The organism is Mesorhizobium sp. CA10 (assembly GCF_020165285.1).
Lineage (GTDB): Bacteria > Pseudomonadota > Alphaproteobacteria > Rhizobiales > Rhizobiaceae > Mesorhizobium.
In genome coordinates, this window is sequence record NZ_JAIUHV010000006.1 from 216,219 (window position 1) to 241,559 (window position 25,341).

The 25,341-nt window shown below is 65.1% G+C and carries 17 protein-coding genes; 14 read left to right on the forward strand and 3 right to left on the reverse strand.

From position 1 onward, the window contains the following. The first annotated feature begins 2 nt into the window (after positions 1–2). From tssJ to LB535_RS15485, 9 genes are read left to right on the forward strand one after another with little or no spacing between them, the layout of a single operon-like run. On the forward strand, positions 3–455 hold the full coding sequence (gene tssJ, locus LB535_RS15445) for a type VI secretion system lipoprotein TssJ (protein ID WP_224632816.1): 453 nt from the start codon (positions 3–5) through the stop codon (positions 453–455). Positions 456–490: 35 nt separating this feature from the next. Next, entirely contained in the window at positions 491–1,825 is a 1,335-nt protein-coding gene (gene tssK / locus LB535_RS15450; RefSeq protein WP_224512796.1) for a type VI secretion system baseplate subunit TssK, read from the forward strand. Positions 1,826–1,829: 4 nt separating this feature from the next. After that, positions 1,830–3,155 carry a type IVB secretion system protein IcmH/DotU gene (gene icmH, locus LB535_RS15455; protein WP_224632817.1) on the forward strand — a complete coding sequence of 442 codons (1,326 nt, stop codon included), beginning with the start codon at positions 1,830–1,832 and terminating at the stop codon, positions 3,153–3,155. 1 nt (position 3,156) lies between these two features. Further along, on the forward strand, positions 3,157–6,696 hold the full coding sequence (gene tssM, locus LB535_RS15460) for a type VI secretion system membrane subunit TssM (protein ID WP_224632818.1): 3,540 nt from the start codon (positions 3,157–3,159) through the stop codon (positions 6,694–6,696). Continuing rightward, positions 6,678–7,220: a type VI secretion system-associated protein TagF gene (gene tagF, locus LB535_RS15465; protein WP_224632819.1), complete on the forward strand. Its 543-nt coding sequence runs from the start codon at positions 6,678–6,680 to the stop codon at positions 7,218–7,220. The genes tssM (LB535_RS15460) and tagF overlap by 19 nt, the downstream gene beginning before the upstream one ends. Then, a complete protein-coding gene (locus tag LB535_RS15470) occupies positions 7,220–8,305 on the forward strand; it encodes a DUF2169 domain-containing protein (protein ID WP_224632820.1) in 1,086 nt (361 codons plus the stop codon). Before tagF ends, LB535_RS15470 begins: the two co-directional genes overlap by 1 nt. Further along, the gene (locus LB535_RS15475; RefSeq protein ID WP_224632821.1) at positions 8,302–9,312 is read left to right on the forward strand and encodes a hypothetical protein; all 1,011 of its coding nucleotides are present in this window, start codon (positions 8,302–8,304) and stop codon (positions 9,310–9,312) included. Before LB535_RS15470 ends, LB535_RS15475 begins: the two co-directional genes overlap by 4 nt. An 11-nt stretch (positions 9,313–9,323) precedes the next feature. Beyond that, positions 9,324–10,352, forward strand: a complete 1,029-nt coding sequence (locus tag LB535_RS15480; RefSeq protein WP_224632822.1) for a PAAR-like domain-containing protein — start codon at positions 9,324–9,326, stop codon at positions 10,350–10,352. Positions 10,353–10,381: 29 nt separating this feature from the next. Next, positions 10,382–11,212: a hypothetical protein gene (locus LB535_RS15485; RefSeq protein ID WP_224632823.1), complete on the forward strand. Its 831-nt coding sequence runs from the start codon at positions 10,382–10,384 to the stop codon at positions 11,210–11,212. Between the two features lie 99 nt (positions 11,213–11,311). Here LB535_RS15485 and LB535_RS15490 read toward each other — a convergent pair whose 3' ends face one another. From LB535_RS15490 to tssI, 3 genes are read right to left on the reverse strand one after another with little or no spacing between them, the layout of a single operon-like run. Next, positions 11,312–12,382, reverse strand: a complete 1,071-nt coding sequence (locus tag LB535_RS15490) for a HEAT repeat domain-containing protein (protein ID WP_224632824.1) — start codon at positions 12,380–12,382, stop codon at positions 11,312–11,314. An 11-nt stretch (positions 12,383–12,393) separates the two neighbouring features. After that, positions 12,394–12,819 carry a DUF6484 domain-containing protein gene (locus LB535_RS15495; RefSeq protein WP_224632825.1) on the reverse strand — a complete coding sequence of 142 codons (426 nt, stop codon included), beginning with the start codon at positions 12,817–12,819 and terminating at the stop codon, positions 12,394–12,396. Between the two features lie 8 nt (positions 12,820–12,827). Beyond that, positions 12,828–15,152, reverse strand: coding sequence for a type VI secretion system tip protein TssI/VgrG (gene tssI / locus LB535_RS15500; RefSeq protein ID WP_224632826.1), 2,325 nt, complete (start codon positions 15,150–15,152; stop codon positions 12,828–12,830). Between the two features lie 307 nt (positions 15,153–15,459). Between tssI and tagH the strand changes: the two genes are divergently transcribed. The 5 genes from tagH (at position 15,460) to LB535_RS15525 (ending at position 25,335) form a co-directional block, all read left to right on the forward strand. After that, positions 15,460–16,539, forward strand: a complete 1,080-nt coding sequence (tagH, locus tag LB535_RS15505; RefSeq protein WP_224632827.1) for a type VI secretion system-associated FHA domain protein TagH — start codon at positions 15,460–15,462, stop codon at positions 16,537–16,539. Positions 16,540–16,835: 296 nt separating this feature from the next. After that, on the forward strand, positions 16,836–18,371 hold the full coding sequence (gene tssL / locus LB535_RS15510) for a type VI secretion system protein TssL, long form (RefSeq protein WP_224632828.1): 1,536 nt from the start codon (positions 16,836–16,838) through the stop codon (positions 18,369–18,371). Then, the gene (tssM, locus tag LB535_RS15515) at positions 18,371–21,898 is read left to right on the forward strand and encodes a type VI secretion system membrane subunit TssM (protein WP_224632829.1); all 3,528 of its coding nucleotides are present in this window, start codon (positions 18,371–18,373) and stop codon (positions 21,896–21,898) included. The genes tssL and tssM (LB535_RS15515) overlap by 1 nt, the downstream gene beginning before the upstream one ends. Before the next feature lie 117 nt (positions 21,899–22,015). After that, complete coding sequence (locus LB535_RS15520; protein ID WP_224632830.1) at positions 22,016–22,795, forward strand: PP2C family protein-serine/threonine phosphatase; 780 nt, start codon at positions 22,016–22,018, stop codon at positions 22,793–22,795. Beyond that, entirely contained in the window at positions 22,792–25,335 is a 2,544-nt protein-coding gene (locus LB535_RS15525; protein WP_224632831.1) for a serine/threonine-protein kinase, read from the forward strand. Before LB535_RS15520 ends, LB535_RS15525 begins: the two co-directional genes overlap by 4 nt. Positions 25,336–25,341: the final 6 nt, after the last annotated feature.

Here is a 25,341-nt window from a genome sequence, read left to right on the forward strand (position 1 = left end):
ACATGATCGACAGACGGGAATTCATCGTTGCCATCGGCGCAACGGGGCTGCTTGCGGCTTGCCAGAGCGGCCCGCCGAAACCATCGGTTATCACGGTCAACGTGACCGGTGGCGCCGGCATGAATCCGGGACCGGGCGGCGGCGACAGGCCGGTGACCGTGCTGGTGATGCGGCTTGCCAGCACAGGCAAGTTCAACTCGGCCGATTATTTCGCGCTGCAGGGCGATGCCGGCTCGGCGCTGGGCGCCGACCTCATCGGATCGGACGCGATCTCGGTCGCTCCGGGCAAGACGGCGGCCAAGACCATCACGGTCGAACCGAACGCGACGGCGCTCGGCTTCGTCGCGCTGATCCGCGAGCCAGGCGGACGCAACTGGCGCACGACCAAGTCGGTATCGCCGGGGTCGAAATTCACCATCAACGTCAGCCTCGGCAAGGGCGGCATTTCCGCCTAGCAGACTGACGACGAGGCAGTGCAGAGAGCAGTGGCATGAGCGACGCAAACAGGGTGCTGTGGTCCGAGGGACTCTTCTTGAGGACCCAGCACTTCCAGCAGCAGGACCGGTTCTTCGAGGGAATGGTGCGCGGCGCCTTGCAGGCCGGCCAGCTCCATACGTTCGGCTTCCAGCAGCTGACGCTCGACCAGTCGCTGCTCGACGCCGGCCAGGTGTCGATCGTGTCCGCCCGAGGCATCTTCCCGGACGGCACGCCCTTCTCCATCCCGGAACTGATGGACGCGCCGAAGCCGCTGCCGGTCACGGCCGACACCGGCGCCGGGCCGGTGCTGGTGGCGTTGCCGCTGGAGCCGCCCGGCGGCGTCGGCTTCGATCCGGCGCATGCCGCATCGACGGGCGCGCGCTACCACGGCAAGATCGTTGCGGTGCGCGATGCCGTGCAGGGCGGTGCCGATCCGGAGGAGATCGAGATCGCGCGGCCGCAAGCGGTGCTGCTGGCGCCCGGCAAATCGGTCGGCGGCTACACGGCGCTGCCGGTCGCCGACATCAAAGGCGTGCGCGCCGATGGCGGCGTCTCGCTCGACCAGGCCTTCCTGCCGCCGACGCTGATCACCGGCGCCGTCCACTGGTATCGGCAATTGCTGCAGGAGGTCGTCACCGGCCTCGACCAGATCGCCGAGGCGCATGGCAAGATGGTGATGGGCGGGGCCGGCCGCAGCGTCGAGGACCTTTTGATGCTGCACCTCGCCAATGCCGCGCGGCCGCGCCTTGCGCATATGCTGGCGCAGGATGTCTTCCATCCGGCCGAGCTCTATCTCGAGCTTGCCGGCCTCGCCGGCGAGATGGCCACCTACGGCTCGAGCTCGCGGCGGCTCGGAGAGCTGCCGGCCTACGACCATATGGCGCCGGGTCCCGCCTATATGGCGCTGGCCGACGCCTTGCGTTCGCTCATCCTCAGCCTGCGCTACATCGAGCCGAAGTCGCGCGCGCTGCCGGTCATGCGGCACGCGACCAATGTGTGGAAGGTGCGCATCGACAACCCGAAACTGCTGGTCGCCAGCCGCATCGTCATCCGCGTCGGCTCCGAGCTTTCGGAAGACGCGCTGCGCAAGATCTTCGTCAACCAGGCGACGGTCGGCTCCGCCGACCAGTTCGAAGGATTGTGGAAGTCGCGCCTGCCGGGCATTCCGCTGAAACCGCTGCATTCGCAGCCGCGCGAGATCCCGTATGACGGCGACCGGCTGTGCCTGGAGCTCGACCAGAAGAGCGAGCATTGGGCTTCGCTGCTCGACGCGCCCGGCTTCGTCATCGGCGTTTCCGGTGTACTGCCGAGCGAGCCGCAGGTCGACTGCTATTCGGTGAACAGGTGAGGCCATGAGCCGGGATGATCCTTTCGGACTGTCGGAGGATCGCGAGCGGACCCGCATCCGCCTGACCGGTGCGGCGCCCCGACCGATGGCGCCGCTGGCGCCCGGCGCGCCGGTCAAACGGGCGCGTGCCCATCCCAACACGCTGATCAATATCTTCGCGCCGCTGCTCGAATTCGCGCCGGAGCTCGAAAGCGCGCTGGCGCCGGAGAACCCGGAAGTCATGCGCACGCGCCTGCTCGACGAGCTGGTGCGGGCCCGAGACGCGGCGGTGGCAGCGGGCTCATCGCTGGAGCGCGCCGACCAGGCCGCATGGGCGGTGGCGGCGCTGCTCGACGATCTCGCGCTCAACACGCCGTGGGGCGGCGCCAGCGCCTGGCCGCGCCAGCCGCTGGTCGTCATGCTGCGCGGCGATGTCGACGCCGGCACCCAGTTCTTCACCCGCCTCGACGAGCTGGAGCGGCATCCCAACCGCGACCGCGAAATGCTGGAGCTGCAATATTATTGCCTGGCGCTCGGCTTCCGCGGCAAATACCGCGTGCCCGGCCGCGCCGGCGACCGTTCGCTCAACGCCGTGCGCGTGGCCGCCGCACGCTTCCTGCGCAACGCGGACGCCGAGGACGCACCGCTGTCGCCGAACTGGAAGGGCGTAATCGCCTCCGACGAGCCGCAGCGCTTCATCGTGCCGATCTGGGTGATGGCGCTGGCGGCGATCGTCGTTGCCGCAGCCGCCTATATCGGCCTGTCGATGGGCCTGAGCAGCCAGGCGGTCGAGCTCTCCGCGCTGGTGCGCACCTTGCCGCCGGCATCGCGCGGCGACGTCACCCGCGCCGCGCCCAAGCAGGATGCACCCGCGCCCGAGCCGCAACCGGTCGATTTCGCGCTGCTGCCGGAATTCAAGGGCGAAGCGCCGGACAACCTCAAGGGGGCGCTGAGCGGCACCGAGAGCGTCTCGCTGGCGAAGCTGATCATCCAGTCCTCAAATCCCGAGCTGTTCCAGTCTTCCCGACCGACGCTGACGGAAGGCTACGAACCGCTGATCGCAGCGATCGCCAAGGTGATCCTGGACAATAAGGAGCTGATCGGAAAAATCACCGTCGTCGGCCATACCGACAATGTGCGCCTGCAAAAGTCCAACCCGCTGGCCAGCAACCAGCGTCTGTCGGAAGCGCGCGCCGAAACCATAGCCAAGCTTCTGGTGCAAGCCGGCGTGCCGCCGGAGAGTATTTCTTCCGAGGGCCGCGCCGAAACCGATCCGGTGGCCGACAACTCGACGCGCGAGGGCCGCGCGCTCAACCGGCGCGTCGAGGTTCTGGTCGAGAAGAGGCTCTGAGATGTTCATCCTGCGCTTCCTCTGGGCCGTCATCACCTCGCGTTTTCTCTGGACGCTGATCGGCATCGCGCTGCTTTCGCTGCTGATCTGGGTGTTCGGCCCGATCGTGCAGGTCGGCCCTTATGCGCCGTTCGAATCCGACAATGTGCGCATCGCCATCATCGCCGGGCTGATCATCCTGTGGCTGATCTGGCTGATCGTCGCGCAACGCCGCGCGATCCGCGCCAACCGCATGTTCGTCGCCGAGATCGCGGCGCCGGTCGCCGAAAAGCAGCTGACGCCCGGCGAGGAAAGCGTGGCCGCCGTCGGCGCCAAGTTCGGCGAGGTGATGGCGGAGCTGAAGCGCCGCAAGCTCGGCGGCAGAAAATTCCTGCGCGAGATGCCCTGGTATGTGATCGTCGGTCCGCCGGCCACCGGCAAGACCACGGCACTGCGCCAGTCGGGCCTCAATTTTCCGATCGACCTCACGGACGACCTGCAGGGCGTCGGCGGCACGCGCAATTGCGACTGGTTCTTCTCCGAGAACGCGGTGCTGATCGACACCGCCGGCCGCTACGTCCAGCAGGAAAGCCAGCCGGATGTCGACGCGGCGGAGTGGCTGGGCTTCCTCGACCTTCTAAAGAAGCACCGAGGCCGGCGCGCGCTCAACGGGGTGATCGTCGCGCTGTCGATCGACACGCTGTCGGAGGGCGACGACGCGATCAAGGCGCATGGCAGAAAGATCCGCCGCCGGCTGGCGGACCTTAACGACCGGCTGGAGATCCGCCTTCCCGTCTATCTGATGCTGACCAAGGCCGATCTGATCAAAGGGTTCGAAGCGTTCTTCGGCGGCTTGTCGACCACGGCGCGCGAGCAGGTGTGGGGAACCACTTTCCCGCTCGACGCTCGTGTCAGTGCCGGCACGATCCAGACGGAACTCGCCAGGCTTGCCGCCGAGCTGGAACGCCGGCTGGTGCCGCGGCTGGAGGACGAGGACAAGCTCGGCCAGCGCGCCGAGATCTTCCGCTTCCCCGCGCAGCTTGCCAGCCTGTCCGAGCCGATCCAGGTGCTGGTCGAGGCGATGTTCGGCGAGAGCCGCTATGAGGAGGCCGCCTGGCTGCGCGGCCTCTATCTGACCTCGGCGACGCAGGAAGGCGCGCCGATTGACCGGCTGACGGCGGCGCTGTCGTCATCGTTCGGGCTGCCGCCGCGTCGCGCCATGCCGGCGGCGCGCGTCGAGAAGCGCAGCTTCTTCCTCAGGAATCTGCTCACCGAAGTGATCTTCAAGGAAGCCGGCCTCGGCACATTCGATCCGTTGGCGCAGCGCCGCCGCGCCTGGATCTGGCGCGGAGCCGCCGCCGCCTGTGCGCTCGCCGCCCTGCTCGCCGGCGGACTGTTCACCTGGTCCTATCTCGACAACCGCAATGCGATCGCCGAACAGGCCGGCCAATTCGAGGCGCTGCAGCAGCCGCTGACCGACGTCGCCGCGATGCCGGCCGCGGTCGAGCAGCCGACCATGGACGGCGCGCTGGCGGCGATGGACGCGGTGGCCACGGCCCGGACCGCGCCGCCGGATGCCGTCCACAATCTGCTCGGCCCGACCGCCTCGGCCGAGCTCATGCGCGCGCAGACCGACACTTACGACCACGCTCTGCGCAATGTGCTCGAGCCGCACATGGTGGCGCTGCTTGAGGCGACGATGTGGCGGCAGATCCGCGATCCGGACTTCATGCTCGGCGCGCTGAAGACCTACCGGATGATGACCGGCCTGTCGCAGATGGACACCGATTTCGTGCAGAACTGGTGGGTGAACAACCTGCCGCAATTCGCGCCGGCCGCGCCCTTCCCGACCGCGGACGCCGAACAGCACCAGCTTGCCGCGATCCGCCGCATGGCCGTCGACGACAGCTACATCGCGCCGGACAAGGAGCTGGTCGCCGAGGCGCTGAAGACGGTGTGCACGATCTCGCTGCCGGAGCGCGCCTACAAGCAGTTGCTTGCCGACCCGGAAGTGGCGGCGGTCAAGGAATGGGTGCCGGCCAATTTCGCCGGACCGAACGGCGCCAAGGTGTTCGCGCGCCGCTCCGACAAGACGCTGCGCGTCGGCGTTCCGGGCCCCTATACCTATGCCGGCTTCCACGACGCGATCCTCGACCGGGTCGAGGATGTCGCCGGACAGGCGGCGCTCGACCGCGCGGTGTTTGCCGGCGGCTGTTCGGAGAATTCGGAGACGTCGGTCTCGGCGCTGTCGGAAGACATATTGAAGCTCTATTACGACGACTATATCGCGCAGTGGGACAGTTTCCTTCGTGACATGCAGCTGGCGCCGCTGACCGACCTCAACGTCGCCAGCGAGAACCTCAAGGATCTTTCCAGCGCCGACTCCGCGCTGAAGCGCCTGCTCACCGCGGTGGTGCAGGAGACCGACCTGACCCGTTCCGACGAGGCGTCGGCCGACGACAAGAGCGGCGCTGCCAAGACCGGCTCGAAGCTTTTGAGCAAGCTCGGCAAATTGGGCAAGGTGGTGAAGACGGGAGCGAAATTGCTGCCCCGCGCGGGCTCGGCCGATCAGGTCGACATGACCGGCAGCCTGGTGGCCGAGCATTTCAAGCCGCTCAAGGGCACGATCGCCCAGATCGACGGCCAGCCGCCGGCGCTCGACGCCGCCGTCGTGGCGCTGACGGCCCTGTCCAATGTGTTGCAGACGGTGACCGCCAACCCCGATCCGCAGGACGCCATCAAGAAACAGGGTGGGCTTGCCGAACTGACAGGCGCAGTCGCAAGGCAGGCGCAGATCCTGCCCTCGCCGATCAACGACTGGCTGGGCGGAATTGCCGGCGACACAAGCGGCCTGTCGCAGAAGGCCGTCACCAACGAGCTCAACGCCATCTGGCGCGCCGACATCCTGCCCTTCTGTCAGGCGGCGCTCAACAACCGCTATCCGTTCAGCCCCGACAGCGCGGTCGACGTCAATGTGCGCGACTTCCAGCGCCTGTTCGGGCCGACCGGGCTGATCGATGCCTTCACCAACGACCATCTGATCAACTATGTCGACACCGCCAGCGAGCCGTGGAAATGGCGCGCCGATTTCGGCCTCGACCCGGCGGCGCTGGCGGCCTTCGAGCAGGCGCGCCACATCCGCGACGACCTGTTCCCCGGCGGCACCGGTCCCGTGATGAATTTCACGCTGGAACCCAAGGATCTGTCGCCCAACGTGGCGCGGGTGACGCTCAACCTCGATGGCCAGAACCTCGTCTACTACAACAACGCAACCAGGCCGCAGCCGATGACATGGCCGGGCAAGGACGGCACCGGCGTGATCTCGCTCGCCTTCCAGCCGGTCGACGGCTCGCCCGAGGTGATGCTCAACGAAACCGGCAGCTGGGCATGGCTGAGGATGCTGCGGGGCGGCCGCTTCAACGCGACCAAGCTCACCGACGTCTACAGCCTGCGGCTCGGCACCAAGGGGATGTGGGCCGATTTCGAGCTCAAGGCGGCCAGCGTCGAGAACCCATACACGCTCGAAATGTTCAAGAAATTCACATGTCCGCCGCAGATCTGATCCTGCCCGGCTTCTACGGCAAGATGCCCGCCGCCGGCGATTTCGTGACGCGCCGGCTGCCGGGCGATTTCGTGCGCGTGTGGGACCGCTGGCTGGCACAGCACATCGTGCCGCTGTTCGGGCTCGAAGCCTGGCCGCAGAACACGGCGCTGCGGTTCCTTAGCGGCCCCGGTTCCTTCGGCGCCGCGGCGGGTATCGTGCTGCAAAGCGCCGACCGGGTGGGCCGGCAATTTCCATTGAGCGTCCTCGCAAGGCTGCAGGAGGCGCCGTTGAAGCTGGCCTATTCTGATGGCTGGTTCGGCGGCATCGAGGGCGCAGCCTTCGCGGCGCAACGGGGGGAGTTGGTGCCCGATGAGCTGGAAGCCGCCCTGACAGTCCTGCCTGCGCCATCTGTTGACAGGGATGGAGATATCATCGTCGACCTCGTGATGTGGACGGCGCATACGGACATTTTCGATGTCGATCCGCAAGCGCCGCAGCCGACGCTCGAGCAGATCTTCGCCGCGAGTTGGGAGACCAGCTGATGTTCGTCAGCCAGAACACCACGCCGTTTCTCGCCGAGACTTTTCCCTATCAGGATAAGCATTGCGTGAAGTTCTGCGTCGCGGTCGTGCGCGCGACATACGATGTCGATGAGCAAGGCAACTGCACGCCCAGCAAAGCGCAGTCGCCTTTCGTGTACGCCGATACGCATTACGGCGATCCGGAATCCACCTCCATCCGCGTCGAGACTGACTTCGCTCCCGTCAAGCCCAAATGCGAGGTCCTGCTCGATGCGGTGGCGATGGCGCCGCCTGGACAACAGGCCGAATCGGTCGAAGTGCGCCTGGTCGGCCCGGGGTTGGACAAGCGCGCGGTGGTCACCGGCCAAAGGCGCTGGTTCAGAGGCGGGCTTGGCATCCAGGCTTCCCGGCCGACACCCTTTGTTTCGATGCCCCTGGCATGGCACCTCACCTTCGGCGGCACCGATCGAACGGACCCAGACCCGGCAACGCATCGCAGCGACGCGGTCAACCCGATCGGCAGCGGCTACCTTGCCGGCCAAGGCAACATCGACGGCACGCCGTTGCCGTGCGTCGAGCACCCCCAGTCGCGGATGCGCATCTGGAACGACCGGCCGCGCCCGATCGGCTTCGGCCCGGTACCACGCTTTGCCAAGGAGCGTGCGCGCTATGCCGGCACCTATGACAAGCACTGGATGGAAAACGTCCTGCCCTTCCTGCCGCAGGATTTCGACGACCGCTATTTCCAGGCCGCGCCCGAGGACCAATGGCTCGACAAGCTTTCCGAAGGCATGATGTTCGGCTGCGCCGGCATGACCAAAGGCGGTATCTTCAAGGTGAGGCTGCCTGCGCTGTCGGTGCCGGTGCGCTTCATGTACGACGACAGGACAGAGCACAAGATGGCGACACCGGACACTCTGACCATTGTGCCGCATGAAGGCAGGATTGTCCTGGTGGGGCGGGTAAGCACGAAGCTGCCCAGGAAGTTTGTGAAGCTGCAGCAGGTGCAAGTAGGCAGGGAGCCGAAACCCGCCGATCCCAAGCCACATTACGCCGGCTTGAAGGAGGCGGTCGCAGCATTGGCCGGGAGGCGCAAGAAGAGATGACGGCCGTTGCCTGCGCCAGCATCGTGTGCCCAGTCGGCTACACGCCGGCAAGCGCCGCTGCCGCGATGCGGGCGGGCATCTCGGTCTTCGAGGAATTGCCTTACCGCGACCGCGGCGGCCAATCGATTCGCGGAGCCAGGGTCGACGGCGTCCCGCCGGAGGCGCATGGCCGAACGCGCCTTGCTACGCTGGCCCGGCTTGCCGTCGAGCAAATCGATGCCAGGTTTGCTGCCATGCTGCCCTGGGGCGAGATGCCTTTCCTGCTGTGCGGTCGTGACGCCGGCATGCCAGGCGCGCGCATCAATGGAATTCTGTCCGGGCTTACGGTTGCCGGCGGCAAGCCATTGGCTGGACCACGAACGTTCCAAGTTGCTCATGGCCAGATTTCGGCATTCGTCGCCATTGAACAGGCACGCAAGCTGCTTGGCGAGCGCGACGTGGAGGCATGCCTCGTCATGGCGATCGACAGCCTGATCGACGCGCGCGCGCTGAGTTGGCTCGACAATCGGATGCGGCTGAAGACCAGCAAGGTCACCGATGGCCTCATCCCCGGCGAAGCGGCCTGCATTCTGGTGGTAAGCAAACGTCCGATCGTCGAGGGGTCCCTGCGGCTGCGGGGCCTAGGCCTCGCCGTTGAGACCGCAACAGCCAGCAACGAGGACCCTTTCCGGGCCGACGGCCTCAGCGCGGCACTGAAAGCCGCGCTCGGCGAGGCCGGCGTCCAGTTGCACGAGGTTGCGTTCCGGCTCAGCGATGTCGGGGGCGAATCATATTCATTCGAGGAACTCGTGCTGGCGCAGATGCGCAACACGCGCAAAACGCGGCCGGAGCAGCCCGTTTGGCACGCGGCCGACTGCATGGGTGACTGCGGGTCGGCGGCCGGCCTGATCCAGTTCGCCTGGGCGGAACAGGCTTTCAAGCGCGGCTATGCGCCCGGCGAACTCGCGGCGCTGCACGGCAGTTCGATGGCGTTTGGCGGCCGCGCGGCCGCCGTCGTTTCTGCGTAGGAGGTTTCCGCATGACGAAGAAAGTCTTTGCAGGAATGTGGGAAATCGCCGCCGAAAACGGCATGAACAAGTCCATCGCACGGTTTCCGGACGTCTGCATGTCGCCGCCTTCGCCGCCAGCCGGCCCGATCCCTATCCCGTACCCCGACACCTCGTTCTCCAACAACCTGAAGTCCGGTTCCAGCACGGTGCTGATCGGCGGCAAAGGCGCCGCGCTGGCGCAGCAATCCTACTACCAGGAACCGGTCCTTGGCGACGAGGCGGCGACGCGCACCTTCGGGGCGAATGTCGTCACCCATCAAATCACCGGCAAGACCTATTTTCAGGCCTGGTGCATGGACGTGAAGTTCGAGGGCAAGAACGTCTGCCGGCACTTCGACATCACCACCAGCAATCATGCATCGAGCGGGACCACCACAGCGCCGCTACCGCCGATCGAATTTCAGAATCTTGCGGATGCCCAGGATGTTATCGACGCCGGAATTTGTCCCTGTTGCGGCGACGCGTTGCACGAATGGCAGAAGGACCCCGCAACTGGAAGGCCATTCAGGGCCGTGACGTCTACTCAATTCTGGCAGTCGCGAATCGACCGTCTCCCGCCAGGTCCCGACCAGACGGCGCTGTACAACACGCTAAGAGATTTCACGCTTGCAAAACAGCAAGCGCGGGCGGCGCGCGATGCTGGCGGGGCCGGATGCAACAACGTTCATCCGTCGAATACTTCCGGCTGTGCCATACATTTCGAAATTCCATCGGGGGTGCGATATCCACCTCGGGGTGCCTCGGGGCCCAGAACCGTGGCGCAGGTGTGCGACGACGCTTTCGGCAGGCGAGCGAAAGCCAAAGTCGACAGGCAGTGGGGTTCCACCCCGACAACGCGTCCGACCATGACAAAGCGAAATCACATGACACCGAAACAAGCAGGCGGATGCAACGATCCAGACAATGTGGTGCCAGACAACAAAATGGGCGGCCCCGAGTGCGACGACATTGAAGACCTCCAAACGACACTCGAACAGGGAACCAGAAGTTTAATCTAGCCGCCTCGTGATCGAGATTGGAATCGAATATGCCTCTCGGAAGAGACTTTGACGCACTCGCGCTGGGGTTCTTTCTGCCTCAGGAAGATCTTGTCAGTTCAAAATACTCCCTGAGCCTCAAGGCAAACACGGCTTGGGAGGATCTGTACACGATAAATCTGCACTGTCGGGAGGGAGATTTTTCGAAGCTGACCCATGTAAGAGAGATTCTCCTGCGCAGCCAAGACAGCCTAATCTGGTACGCTGGTGTCAATATTCTTGGTTGCGCTGGTGGGTGGACCGAGATGACAGCCGCGCTGAGCCATCTTCAAAAATTGCAAAACGAAGAGTGGGTTCGCTTTCATTTATCGGCACTAATCGGCCTGTCATGCGACATCCGCGCGGTTCCCTTGCTGGTAAAACTCTATTCCATTGGGACGAACCCCGATGAGGACCGCGATCAGACACTTCGCGAACTCTCTTACCTGCTGGAGTCCGACGACGGGCCAATCTTTTATTCGCGTGACGATCAGCCGACTCCGGAGACCCTGGCGGAGCGGGTGGACTCCATTCGATCGTCAGTCGCCGACGGTCTCGTCGGTATGAAGGTTTTTGAGGCGCGGACATTGGACGTGGTGCAACTGGCAAAAGGCATGCTAGCCAAATTGGAGGCTGAAGACGCACAGAGCGAACGATTCCACCGCGGTTTGCTCATTTTTGAAGCTGCAACTGGCGTCAATTGCACGGGGCTTTTCGACGAGAAGGGTCGTGACCGCCGGCTCGATGCGGTGGCCGTTCTGGAGGAATTCCTGGAGAGCGATCAGTTGAACCGGTTCGTTCCCGGCCAACGCTATTTCTTCGGACACCCCATACCAGACTGAAGAACAGCACCTGGGGTGGTTCACCGTTTCACGGAAAGGACGGACCCCCTATCTCTTTGATTTTAACGGGGCACTTTTGCTGGAATTGCTCCTGCGGATTTACCGCTGCGGCACGGTGCCCTTCTCCGACCACCACGCTTGCACCCGATCGGGCAACGCAAGCTTTACCACGTCGTTCTCGAAGTGTTGGGCGAAGGCCGGGCCCAATTCCTCCGGGCCGACCGTGAACAGCTTCGTCTCCAACCTGGCTTCGGGAAAAAGCTCGAGAAATGCCGCGCAGGCCGCGACGGCCACATAAGGCTCGCGCATACGCTCGATGAGCCAGGCCAGAACGGACCTGTCGCCCAGCATGCCGATGCCGCGGACGGCAAGCGGCGCTGTCTGCTGGGTCTTCATCAGCCCTCCCATCCAGGCGCGAACGTCCTTGTCAGGTCCCGCCTTTGCCAGTGCGCGCAGCGCGATCATGGCATCCGGGCCGGCGGCCGCCGCGATCTTCCTGAGTTCCTGCCGCGTGAGGTCTCCCGACCCCAATTCGACGAGCGCCCAGCCGGCCCAAAGCCGGACGCGCTCATCCTCGTGATCGAACGCGTCATGGACGTCGCGTACCAGATCGAAGCGCCGCAGTTGACCGGCAAGGCGCAAGGCCGCAGTGCGCACCCTGGGATCATGATCCTTAACCAGCCTGGCCAAAGTCGCGCCTGGGTCAACGGTGTGCTCCGCGCATGCCGAAACGGCTAGAAAGCGCAGGAAGGCATCCGGCTCGCCTATCCACTTGCGAACAATGGGCCCGATGACCGCTGGCTTATGCCATGCCAGCGCGCCAACCAGGCCCTTAGCGTCGTCACTTGTCAGACGCCCGAATTCTGCTGCCTGGGCCACTTTCTCGCCGTCGGCCAGTTCCAGAGCCATCCACGCGAAAGCGAACAGTTCGCCCTTGTCCGGGAAGTCCTCGTGCTGCGCGATCAGAAACGGCCAGGCGGAGGCGGCGGCGATGCGCAGGGCGTCCAGGTTTATCTCGAGTCGCTGGTCGATCCCGGCGATGACCCTGGCGTCGGGCGGATCCTCAGCTGACCAACTGTCACGCTGCGCCCACAGGAAGGCGACAAGCTCCGCGTGCTGGCGTATGACTTCCGCCGCAATGCGGGCCGGCCGTGGACCCTGTGCCTTCAACGGAGTCTGCATCAATTCAGGTTGATCGAGCCGCCGCGAATGCGCTGAGCGCCACTGGCGTGGCTAGTGATATGAGCGCCGCGAATTGTGATGCGGCCGTCCGCCTCCATCAGGATGATCGCCTTGCCACATCTGAGCTCGAGGCGTTCCTCAGCGATGATCTGCACACGCTGCCCGTCACGGATGACTTGCGGAGCCGTCTTCGCGCGGTTGGGATCGACGATCCGACCGACGATCAAAGGCCTGCGAGGGTTGCCTTCCTGGAACAGCAAGGCCACCTCACAGCCAATCATATTGGAAGACAACTCGCACAGGCTGTGCGCGGGCAACGCTGTTTTTTCCGGATTGCCGGCGAAAACGACGAGCGGCGCCTCCTCACCGAAACCCAGGAAGGCACCGATTACGACGCCGTCTATCTTAGCCCTGACCTTGCTCATCGCCACCCTCAATTCTCATTGATCGTCGAGCCTTTGATGATCACGTCGCTGGAGGCCTTGATGTTGATCTTGCCCGAGCCCTTGACGGTAATATCTTTGCCCTCGATGATGATCGTCCCGTCCTTCTTCATCACGATCTGCGCGCTGCCCGTCTTCAGGGTGATGCTCTCCTTGGCGTCGAGCGTGAAATTCTTGCCGACCTCGATAACGCCGCTCTCACCGACATCGATCTTGCTGCCTTTGGCAATCTTGAGCATGTGACCGCCGCCGATATCGGTGGCGTCGTTGGATGCGATGTTGGTGGCTCGGGAGGCGCCTATGTCGGTAGCTTGTGACGATGCGATGGTAACAGTCTGCCCGGCGCCGATGCTGATGTCTTGCCCCGCACCGATGGTCCACGAGTCGCCGGCGCCAATGCTGTGGCTTTGGTTGATCCCTACGCTCACCGACCGTGTCGCACCAATCGTGTTCGTCTGCGAAGCGCCAACCGTCCGCGCTTCTGCTGCCCCCACAGTATCGACGCGCGCGATGCCCACCGTGACTGTCTGATTGAGCCCCACCGTCTGCGAATGATTGGCGTCGATGTTCTCCGTCGAATTGGCGCCGATGCTGATCGTCTCATTGGCGCCCACCGTCAGCCACCTGTTCTTGCCCACCGTCTCGGTGTCGTTGCTGCCAATGTTGGTCGTCTGGTCGACGCCGATCTTGACGGTCTTGTTGTTGCCGACGTCCTCGTCGAGGTTGTGGCCGACGGAGTGCTTGGCGTCGTGGTCGATGCGGTCGGACTGGTCGTGCTGGACCGTCTTGTTGCGGTCGTGCTTGATCAGCAGGTGATGGTCCTTCTGGGCCTGGAAATTGACCAGCTCGGAGCCGGCCTTGTCCTCGAACATCAGCTCGTTGTAGCCGCCTCCGCCTTTCGAGGAATTCGACTTCCAGCCGGACTGCGTGGCGTTGCCCGGCAGCCCGTAGGGCGGCATCTGCGACGCGTTGTAGACGCGGCCGGTGATGATCGGCAGGTCCGGATCGCCTTCGATGAAATCGACGATGACCTCCTGGCCGATGCGCGGGATCTGGATGAAGCCCCAGTTGCTGCCCGCCCAGGTCTGCGAGACGCGCACGAAACAGGAAGAGTTCTGGTCCTTCTTGCCGAGCCGGTCCCAGTGGAACTGCACTTTCACCCGCGCATATTTGTCGGTGAAGATCTCCTCGCCCGAAGGCCCGACAACGGTCGCCGTCTGCGGGCCGCGCATGATCGGCCGCGGCGTGATGCGCGCCGGCCGGTAGGGCAGTTTGGTGGGCGCAACGCCGAGCACGACCTTGAAATTCTCGCTGTGGGCCTCGTTCTGCGTCCGGTAGCCCGGGTCGAACAGGCGATATTCGGCGCTGACCACCAGATAGTCTTGGTTCTGGTCGTCGCGCGGAAAGCTTTCGAGCGTGAACTTGCAGCCGGAAAAAAGGCCGCGCACGGTACCCACCGCCGTGCTGTGCTGGTGCAGGGCCTGAAGCTCCTCGCGACGGATTCCGGCGATCTTGTCGCCGCGCCCGACATCGAGATGGGCGCCCGGCTGGCGGTAGTTCTCGCCCGAGGCTTCCTTGTGGGCGAAGGGCTGGGCGGACTTCGCCATCAGATCGGCGCCGGGCTTCTCGAAATCATAGTCGGTGTGGGCATAGGCGCCCGGCCGCACCGCGCTGCCCGGAATCCACTCGGTGATGTATTCGACATCGCGCCGTGAGGCCTGGCCCTCGAAGTTGTAAAGCACCTTCTCGTAACCGGACGCCGGCTTCAGCTTGCTCATCGCATCGCAGAGGATGAGCGTGTGCTTGCCCTCGTCATGCTCGAAGAAATAGAAGATGCCTTCGTGCTCGAGCAGCCGCTGCACGAAATCGAGATCGCTCTCGTCGTACTGAACGCAATATTCGCGCTGGGGATAGGACCCCTGCAGCCGCTTCTCGAATTTGGCGATGCCGTATTTCGAGAATATCTTCTCGACGATCTCCACCGCCGTCATGTTCTGGAAAATACGGCAGTCGGTGGTGTTGCCGAGAAACCAGGGCCATGGCCTGACGGTCGCCTCGTAGAAGGCCAGCCGGTCCTCGATGCGGGTCAGCTTGAAATCCGACACGAGGCCGCTGAACCAGCGCTTCGGATCGGATTCGCCCTCGACCGAAACGACGCCGCCCAGCATCTTCAACGGGTCGATGTCGCGGTTCTTCGAGACGAAGCCGACCGTATAGGCAAAACAGCGGCTGATCTCATCGCGGCCGATGAGATGGGTGAAGGTCAGGTCGGCGCCAGCCGGCGTCTGCACAACCGTGGCGCGTTCGTTCGGCATGGTCGTGCCCCTCCTGGACGCGGCCGCCAGTATGATGGATTGAAGCCCCCGCTATGTTAACCGCATCACGTTCGGGAACTTTTCACGCCCACCGTACCGGACCGCTTTCAGCCTAGCACATGTTTGGCGGCGGCCAAATAACAGCTGTGGTTAAACCGCCCCGTGCGCCGGTGTGAAACGCAGCTCTCCCGCCGCGCTCGCAAGCTGCTAGAATGCCAAGGCAATTCCAGGAAAGGTGCGTTGGCGTTCCCGCCTGGAATTGCGCGGAAAATAAGCATTTGTTGACCAAGTTGGGCGACGCTTCCGGATGTTCATCTCGCTCCAGATCAGCAATGTCGACAGGCTGCCGGCCGGCACCGCCGCCAGCTATGCCGCCCGCGACCGCAGCTTCGAGATCGGCCGCGAGAATTGCGACTGGACACTGTCGGACCCGCACAAGTTCATTTCGGGCCGGCACTGTGAGGTCCGCTACCAGGCGGGTTCATTCTGGCTCTACGATGTCTCGCGCAACGGCACTTTCGTCAACGGGTCCAGCCAGCGCATGAGCGGACCGCATCGGCTGGCCCAGGGCGACCGGCTGCTGATCGGCCGCTACGTCGTCGGCGTTTCGATCGAAGACGAACGGGCCGCGACCGGACATCCGCAGACCAGGACGGGATCGACGCAGCGCGAGCTGCCGCCCTCGACCGGCCGTACGCCGGATCCCGGTCATGAGCCGTTCTTCACTCCGGCGGAACAGCGACCGACCGGGACGGCGCCCGTCTCGACATCCTCGGCCCTGCAGCTCGGTCCGGCGGCCCCGGCCAATCGGCCGGCTGAAGCGGACGCGATGCTGCGGGAGATCGCCAGGGCGGCGGGCATCGCGCCTGAATTGCTGCAGTCGCGCGACCCGCACGATGTCGCGGCCGAGATCGGCTCCGTGCTGAGGACCACGGTCGAGCAGCTATCCCTGCTGCTCAAGGCGCGCGCGGCGGCAAAGGTGCTCGCCAAGAGCGCGCACCGCACGATGATCGGCGCCGAGGACAACAACCCGCTGAAATTCGTGCCGGGCACCGACGACATATTGGAGATCATGTTCGCCAGGCGCAGGGCCGGCTATCTCGATGCCAGGCGCTGCGTCGAGGATGCGTTCCGCGATCTGAAGACCCATGAGATCGCGACCTATGCCGCCATGCAGGCCGCGCTGTCGCGGCTGCTTGACGACCTATCGCCGGAGGCGATCGCCAAAAAGATCCCGCCGGCTTCCTTCTCATCCAGGAAGAGTCAGGCCTGGGATGCGCTTGTCGCGACCTGGCGGACGATGGAAGACAAGCACGAGAACGGCATGCTGGATGTCTTCCTCGCCTATTTCGCCGAAGCCTACGCCAAGGCCGACAAGCAGAAATAGCCGCACGGCACACACCTCGCCAACCGTATGTGACGGGTCTCATAGAAGAAGCCGCCTCTTCGAGCATCTTGCTCTCCGATTTCAATCGACGGGCCGTTTCAATTGGGTATCCGGGCGACTAGAATGCCTAGGGACGCTTGCCCGGCGGGCAAAGCGGCGTGGCTTGGGGCGTGTGCAGCAATGTCATGTTTCGGCGAGATGAGCCTTTCCATGCGGCCCGCCGCCGAGGCTCAGGCTGGAACGCGTTTCCCCGGGCAAAAACCTGGTCATTGCAATTCGACGGCGGGTCGTCGCCGATGAGCTCAAAGGAGGATCCTTCCAGGCCGGCGGATAGAACCGTCATCCGCGCGCCGCGGCCGAAGCAGAAGCCGCTTGCGGCTCCCGAGAGATCCGGTCCGGAAGGCGCACGTCCTGCTCCATCGCCCGCCCGCGAGGCGACAGTGTTCGACCCCGGCGGCGGCCGACAGATGCCAACCGGCTGGTCGTCCGGAACGGTGCTGTTTCAGGGGCCTGCCCCGGGAGCGATGGACAATGCGACGCCGGGGCTGCCGCAGGACGCCGTGCTCGCCGCCGCCGAGGGCGTGCGATATGCCGCGACAAATCCGATCCTTGCCGCGGCGGCGCCGCTGCTGATGCTCTTCGGCCAATTGCGGCTGATACCGGTCGAACGGCAAGCCGCACCCTTGGCGGAGCGTATCGCCGACGCGATCGAGACTTTCGACCGCGCGATCGCCAAAGCCGGCGTAGCCGAGGAAGACGCACGCATCGCCAAGTTCGCCCTTTGCGAAACCGCCGACGACCTCGTCGGCAATCTACCTTGGCCGGACAAAGACAGCTGGCTTCAGCACAGCCTGGCGGCGCGGTTCTTCCACACCCAACCGACGGGCACGGGCTTCTATGGAGCGTTGAACAAGATTCTCGCCCAGCCGGAAGCGCATTACGACCTGCTCGAACTGATGCATGCCTGCCTGTCGCTCGGCTTCGAAGGCCAGTATCGGGGGCTGACAGGCGAACGAAACATGCTCGAACGCGTCCGGCGCGACGTCTACGACACGCTGCGCTACCTCAAGCCGCGCGCCAACGACGACGTCTCGCCACGCTGGCAAGGCATGGCGGCGGCGTTGCCAAAGCCAAGGGCGCGGCTGCCGCTCTGGGCGGCAGCGGCCGCCGCCGCGACGCTGGTGACAGCGGCCTTCTTCGGGCTGCGGGTGCTGATCACCGACGAAGGCGACGCGACCGCCGGCGAATTGCTGGCGCTCAACCCGTCGACGCCCGTCACCATCGAGCGCGCCAGCGTGGCGGCGCCCACTGAGCCCGCGCAAGCCAGCCCGCCGCCGCCCGCGGTTCCGGACACCACCCAGATCGACCGCATCCGCGCCGCACTTGCCAAGGAGATCGCCGGCGGCGGACTGGGCGTCGGCGAGAAGGGCGAGTTCATCGTCGTCGAGGTCAATAACCAGCTTTTGTTTGCGTCCGGCCAGGCGGAGGTGAAGCCGCAGTTCCAGCCTGTCGCCGCCGACATCGCCACGGCGCTCGATGCTGAACCGGGGCCCATCAATATCATCGGCCACACCGACAATGTGAAGCCGAAGAAATCGAGCACGTTCAAATCGAACTTCGATCTTTCCGTCGCCCGGGCGAAGGCTGTCCAGGCAATGATGGCCAAGCAATTGAAGGACCCGTCGCGGCTGAGCGCCGACGGCAAGGGCGAGGATGAACCGATCGCCGACAATGGCACTGCGGAAGGCCGCGCCAGGAACCGCCGCGTCGACGTGATGATCCCGAAACAGGAGACCCTGCAGGCGAGCGCGGCGGCGGAGAACGGCAACTGATGCGCTGGATGCTGCGTATCTTCAGCCTGGCCGCGCTTGCCGGTTTCTCGGCGGCGGTCTGGTATGCCGGGCCGCTGATCCGCTTCGCCGATACGCGCCCGCTTGGACCTGTGTGGCTCAGGGCCACCATCATCGGCGTCACCATCGTGGCACTCGCACTGTTCTACGGGGTCCGCTTCTGGCAGCGGCGCAAGGCGCAAAAGGCGCTCGAAACCGCCATCGTGCGCAGCGACGAGCGCAACGACGATTCGCAGGTGCTTGAAGCGCGCATGAGCGAAGCCATCGCGACGCTGAAGCGGACGAGCGGCAAGCGCAATTTCCTCTATGATATTCCCTGGTACATCATCATCGGCCCGCCAGGCGCCGGCAAGACGACGGCGCTGGTCAATTCCGGGCTGAAGTTCCCGCTTGCCGGCTCCGGCAGCGCGCAGCCGCTGGCTGGCATCGGCGGCACGCGATCCTGCGACTGGTGGTTCACCGACGAGGCGGTGCTGATCGACACGGCCGGCCGCTATACGACGCAGGAATCGGACCGTGAGCACGACAAGGCAAGCTGGCTCGCCTTCCTGGGACTGCTCAAGAAGCACCGCACCGCGCAACCGATCAACGGCGTGATCCTCGCCATCAGCCTTGCCGACCTGATCGGCTTCGAAGACCGGCAACTCGACGCGCATGTCACCGAGATCAGGAGCCGCCTGCGCGAGCTGCACGAGACGCTGAAGGTCCAGTTCCCGGTCTATCTGCTCTTCACCAAGGCCGATCTCATCTGCGGCTTCATGGATTATTTCGGCGATTTCGATGAGGCGCGCAGGCGCAAGGTATGGGGCGCGACGTTCCAGACCGCCGACCGCACCAAAAACATGGCCGGCGAGGCGCCCGCAGCCTTCGACGAGCTGGCGAAGCGGCTCGCCGAAGAAGTCGCCGATCGCTTGCAAGAAGAGCCCGACCCGGTGGCGCGGATCGCGCTGTTCGGCTTCCCGGCCCAGTTCGGGGCGCTGAAGAACCGGATAACGCAGTTTGTCGGCAGCCTGTTCGACACATCGAGGTCGCAGGTCAATGTCAGCCTGCGCGGGCTCTATTTCTCGTCCGGCACGCAGGAAGGAACGCCCTTCGACCAGGTGTTGGGCGCGATCGGCCGCAGTTTCGGCAGTGCCTCGCAGGCGCATCTTTCCGGCGCCGGCAAGAGCTTCTTCCTGCACGACCTGCTGGCCAATGTGATCTTCCCGGAATCGGGCTGGGTGTCCTTCGACCGGGCGGCCGAGCGGCGCGCGAAGCTCGCCAGGTTCGGCGGCCTGGCCGCAATCGCGCTGGCGGCGTTCGCGGCGCTCGGCATGCTTGACCTCAGCTTCTTCGCCAACAAGGCGCTGATCGCTTCCACACGCCAAGCCATGGCGCATTATCGCGACAGCGCCGATAGCCTGCTCAAGAGCACCACGGTGACGGATGTCGACCTCGAAAACGTCATCGGTCCGCTCGATCAGCTGCGCAACCTGCCGGCCGGGTTCGAAAATAGCGACCAGGGAAAGCCGATCGAGGAGACGTTCGGGCTCAGCCAGCGCGAGCGGCTGCTGTCGGCCTCTAAGACGGCTTACCGGCAGGCGCTGGAGCGGACCTTCCGCTCGCGGCTGCTGGTGCAGGCCGAGCGGACGATCCAGGCCAGGATGGCCGATCCGATCGCGCTTTACGAGCCGCTCAAGATCTACCTGATGCTGGGTGGCAAGGCGCCGAAGGTCGACGACGAGCTGATTGTCTCCTGGATGAGGCAGGACTGGGAAGAGAACCGCTACCCCGGCGAGAATAACCGCGAAGGCCGCGCGCAGCTCGAAAAGCATCTGCGCGCCATGCTTGCGCTTGACGACGCCTACGATCCAACCTTTGCGCTCAACCAGCCGCTGATCGAGGCCGCGCAGCGCTCGCTCGGACGCATGAGCCTCGCCGACCGCGCCTCGGCGCAGATCAAGTCAGCGGTCTACGCGGCAAAGCTGCGGGATTTCTCCATCGCCGCGAAAGCCGGTCCGGAAGCGCAGCTGGTGTTCGAGCGCACGGATGGCAGTGAGCTCGCCGATCTTCAGGTCCCCGGTCTTTACACGCGCGCCGGGTTCAATCGCTTCTTCCTGCCGCAGCTCTCGCGCATCGCACAGATGCTCGTCGACGACCAATGGGTGCTCGGCGGCGGCGGCGAACAGGGCGGCATCGACCAGGACCTGCCCAGGCTCGGCCCCGAGCTTATCGAACGCTACGGCAAGGAATTCGCCGCCGCCTGGAACGGCGTGCTCGACCAGCTGAAGCTCAAGGCGATGCTGAAGGACAAGCCGCAATATCTGGCGCTCTCCGCCCTCGCCGCGCCGGACTCGCCGCTCGACCAGCTCTTCACCGCGATCGCCGATGAAACCACATTGACGAAGGATAGCGGCGCCGACGGCGATATCGGCACGGCGCAGCCGGACCCCGCCAGCATGGCCAAGGGGCTGGCCCGCATCGGCCTGCAGATCGCCGGCGGCAAGTCGCAGAGCCGCGCCGGCGCTAGCTCGGCCGTCGTGCAGAATGCCGGCGCGAGCGTCGAGGCGCAGTTCCGCTCGTTCCAGGCGCTCGTCGGCGGGGCCGCCGGGCGCCGGCCGCTCGACGCGCTGACGCAGAACTTCCACGACATCTTCCAGAGCCTGAAGCTCGCGGCCGATGTCCCCACGCAGACCGAGCGCGTCAACGCCAATTTGCAGCTGCATATCTCGACGCTAAGGGCCAATGTCTCGCGCCTACCCAAGCCGCTGGCACGCATGGTCAACGCGGCGGCGGACGAACTCGAAGGCAATGTCGCCGAGGCCTCCGTCGCCAACCTCAACCAGAGCCTCGACCAGACGGTGACGCGCGTCTGCGAGGAGGCAGTCAACGGCCGCTATCCCTTCACACGCGACGGCACCGACGATATCTCGATGGCGGATTTCACCAAGCTGTTCGCGCCTGGCGGCCTGATGGACCGGTTCTTCGCGCAGAACCTCGCGCCGCTGATCGACATGACCGGCCAGGAGTGGACCTGGAAGCAGGACGCCCGTTCCAGCCGCGACCTGGCCAAGTCGACCTTGAAGGCGTTCCAGTCGGCGGCGGAAATCCGCAGCGCCTTTTTCCCTTCCGGTGGCTCGGTGCCCTCGGTGTCGATCACCATAACGCCCACCTCATTGAACAGCGAAGTCGACAGCGCTTTGCTCGACGTCGACGGGCAGACGGTCCAGAGCGCCCAGGCCGGCAACGCGCCGAGCATCGTGACATGGCCGAGCGGCGCCGCTTCCGGATCGGCGAGCCTCAGCCTCGTGCCGGAAATGCCCGGCCGGGAGTCCGCGCTCAAATTTGAAGGACCATGGGCATTGAAGCGGCTTTTCGACAAAGCAACCATCACCGGCGACGGCGCCAACACCGAAGCGCGCTTCGTGATCGGCGGACGCGATGTCGCCTACACCATCCAGGCCGGCTCGGGCGCCAATCCGTTGCTGCTGCCGGCCTTGTCCGGCTTCAGCTGTCCGAAGGCGTTCTGAGATGGTCGGTCCCAGCCTTCATTTCGGTACTCTAATACATACGCTTGTGGCAGAGTGGCCTGGGCACGCGGCCCATGGCTGGTCACAGAGGACGCCTGCTGGGCGCTTGGTGGCAAATTGAGTACTGTCGCCCTCCCCATCGACAGCTTCGGCGTGAGCCACAAGGGCTGCGTGCGCGACCACAACGAAGACAATTACCTCATCGAGCCGCAGACAGGGCTGTGGGTGGTGGCCGACGGCATGGGCGGGCATGAGGCCGGCGAAGTCGCCTCGGCCAGCATCGTCGACCATCTGGCGACGATCGGAATTGCCAGCTCGGCGCCGGATCTTCGTGCCCGCTTCGAGGACAGGCTCAGCCGCGCCAATGCCGAGATCCGCAACATATCGCGCTCGCGCGGCATCACCATCGGCTCCACTTTCGCGGCCCTGCTTGCCATGGATGGACGCTTCGCCTGCCTGTGGGCCGGCGACAGCCGCATCTATCTCGTCCGCAACGGCTCGATCTTCCAGGTTTCCAAGGATCACACCGAGGTGCAGGAATTGCTCGACCGCGGCATGATCAGCGCCGAGGAAGCGCGCGTCTGGCCGCGCCGCAACGTGATCACGCATGCGATCGGCGTCAGCGACGAGCTCGAGATCGATTTCCAGCAGGGCGAGCTGATGGCGGGCGATGTCTTCGTTCTGGGCACCGACGGATTGACCGCGCATGTCAGCGACGCCGAGATCGAGGCCGCGGTCAGATCCGCCACGCCGCGGACGGCATGCGAGAACCTCTTGAAAACCGTGCTGGCGCGCGGCGGAACCGACAATGTGACTATCGTGCTCGTGAAGATCGGCGACGGGCAGAGCGGCGCGCTCCATTCGGATCGGTCCGCGGCAGAGGGCCTGGCCGGATGAGCGACGACGACAAGACACGGCTGTCGACGAACGTCACCTATACGGGTGTCGGTACGCAGCTCAGCGGCATCTACGAGCTCGACGAGAGGATCGCCTCCGGCGGCATGGGCGAAGTCTATCGCGGCCACAACATCCAGACCGGCGACCATGTGGCGATCAAGATCGTGCTGCCCGAATTCGCCCGCGACCAGACGATCCTGTCGCTGTTCCGCAAGGAAGCATCGATCCTCAACCATCTGTCGCATGACGCGGTGGTGCGCTACCACGTCTTCACCATCGATCCGGGGATCGGCCGTCCCTATCTTGCGATGGAGTTCGTGGACGGCCAGTCGCTGTTCGACGTCATGCGCCGCGGGCCGATGCCGGGGGATGATGTGCGCCGGCTTTGCCATCGCCTCGCCTCGGGGCTCGCCGCGGTGCACCAGGCAGGCGCGGTGCACCGCGACCTCTCGCCGGACAACATCATCCTGCCCGGCGGTCGGGTGGAGCGCGCCAAGATCATCGATTTCGGCATCGCCCGTTCGGCCACCGTCGGCGGCGAAACGCTGATCGGCGGAAAGTTCGCCGGCAAATACAATTACGTCTCGCCCGAACAGCTCGGCCTCTATGGCGGCGAGGTGAGCGAGCAATCCGACATCTACAGCCTCGGCCTGGTGCTGGCGGCAGCGCTGCGCGGAAAGCCGCTCGACATGAGCGGGTCGCAATATGAGGTCATCGAAAAGCGCCGGGCGGTGCCGGACCTGTCGGATATCGATCCCGATTTCCGCGAGCTGATCGAAGCCATGCTGCAGCCGGATCCGCGCGACCGGCCGGCCAGCATGGCCGAGATTGCCAGGGCCTCGCGCGGCGAGGATCTCGAGGCGACATTGCCGCCGCCGGTGTCGTTTGGGGCACGCGAACGCTCCGGCCTGCCGCGCGCCGGTTGGACGGCGCTGCCGGATTCCAAACCGCAGCCGCCGGCGTCTCCCGGCGAGCCCCGCTTCGTTGAGCATGTGCGTCCCGCACATCTGTCGGAGCCACGGCCCGCGCCGGCAGCCGCCCCGGCCAGTGCGCCCGCACCGGCCGCACCCAAAAAGACTTCGCGCATGCCCGCCATCGCCGGAGGGGTCGCGGCTCTCGCTGTGCTGGTTGGGGGCGGCGTTTATTTCAGCGGTGTCCTGGCGCCCCCGCCGGCAACGGTAACACCCAAGCCACTGACGCCGAAGCCGGTCGCCGAAGCCGCCAAGCCGGTGGCCGAGGCGCAGCCACCGGAGGCGCCGAAATCTCAGGCGCAGGCACCGGCCGCGGCTCAGCCGCAGGCGCCGAAGCCTGACGGCGCCGCCACCATCGAGACGGCGAAGCCGCCTGTCCAACCCGATGCGGAGGCCAAGACGCCCGTCGAGAGGCCGGCCCGGCCTGCCACTCAGCCGGAGAGCGAGGCCAACAGCCAACCGCATCTCCCACAGGTCGAGACCAAACCGGCGCAACCGCCGGCGGCGCAATCGCCGAAGCCTGCGCCAGCTCCCGCGCCAGCGGCCGCCGAAAGCCACAAGCCGGCGCAGCCTGCAGGCAAGCCGGCAGCCAAGACGCCGGAACCGAGCCAGGCGGCTGAGAACAAGCCGGCGCAGGAGGCAAGTCCGCCGGCGGCCAAGCCGAGCGTAAAAGAGCTCGTGGAGATGCTTTCCAAGTTGCCCAAGCCGGCGGCTTCCCCACCTCCAGCTTCGCAAAGCCAGGCATCGACGCAGCCGACGCCTCCGCCGGCCGAGCCGAAGGCGCAGACCCCAACACCTAGTCAGCCGGAAACGCCGATCGCGCCGGCACAACCAGCGCAGCAAGCGCAGACACCGGCGGCCAAGCAGCCCGACAACACCGACGTTGCCATCAATGTGCCGAAGCCGGCGCTTCCTTCAGCGGAAGACGACATGATCAAGTGGAACGACCAGCGCTCCTGGGTGCGTGATTTCAGCGGCGGCAGCTGTTTTTACGCGAACGTCACTTCCGGACCTGGCGCCACCCCGACGATCGAGGGATACGCAACGGCGGTGCAGCCCTTCGAACAATTGCTCAACGATTTCCAGACGAGGTTCCATGTCGAGCCGGACATCAGCGTGCGCCTGATCACCCCGCCGCAGTGCGGCGTACCCACCTTCCTTCGCTTCCTCGACCGAAGCTCGGCTGCAAAGCCACAGCTTGTCCTCGACCGGACATCGGTCCCCGACGGATCGCCGGTCAGCGGCGCGCTGTATACGGGCGGCGGGCTTGTCTCGAACATCATGCTGATCGACCACAAGGGCATCGCCTTCAATCTCGACGACCGCATGGTGCCGCAGACCGACAAGGTGACCTTCAACATCCCTATCGGTCTCGCTGCCGCGGACAAAGCAGCCGGCAAGGCGGTGCCGCAGATCATGCTGGTGATCACCGGCCCCAAGGACATCCAGGCCGCCATGTTCTCCAGACCGACGCCGGCCTCGGAGCTTTTGCCGAGGATCCTCGAGGAGATCGAGGCCGATGGATCGCAGTTCTCCGCCACGGCCACCTATTTCCGGCTTGGCGGATAGCATGAA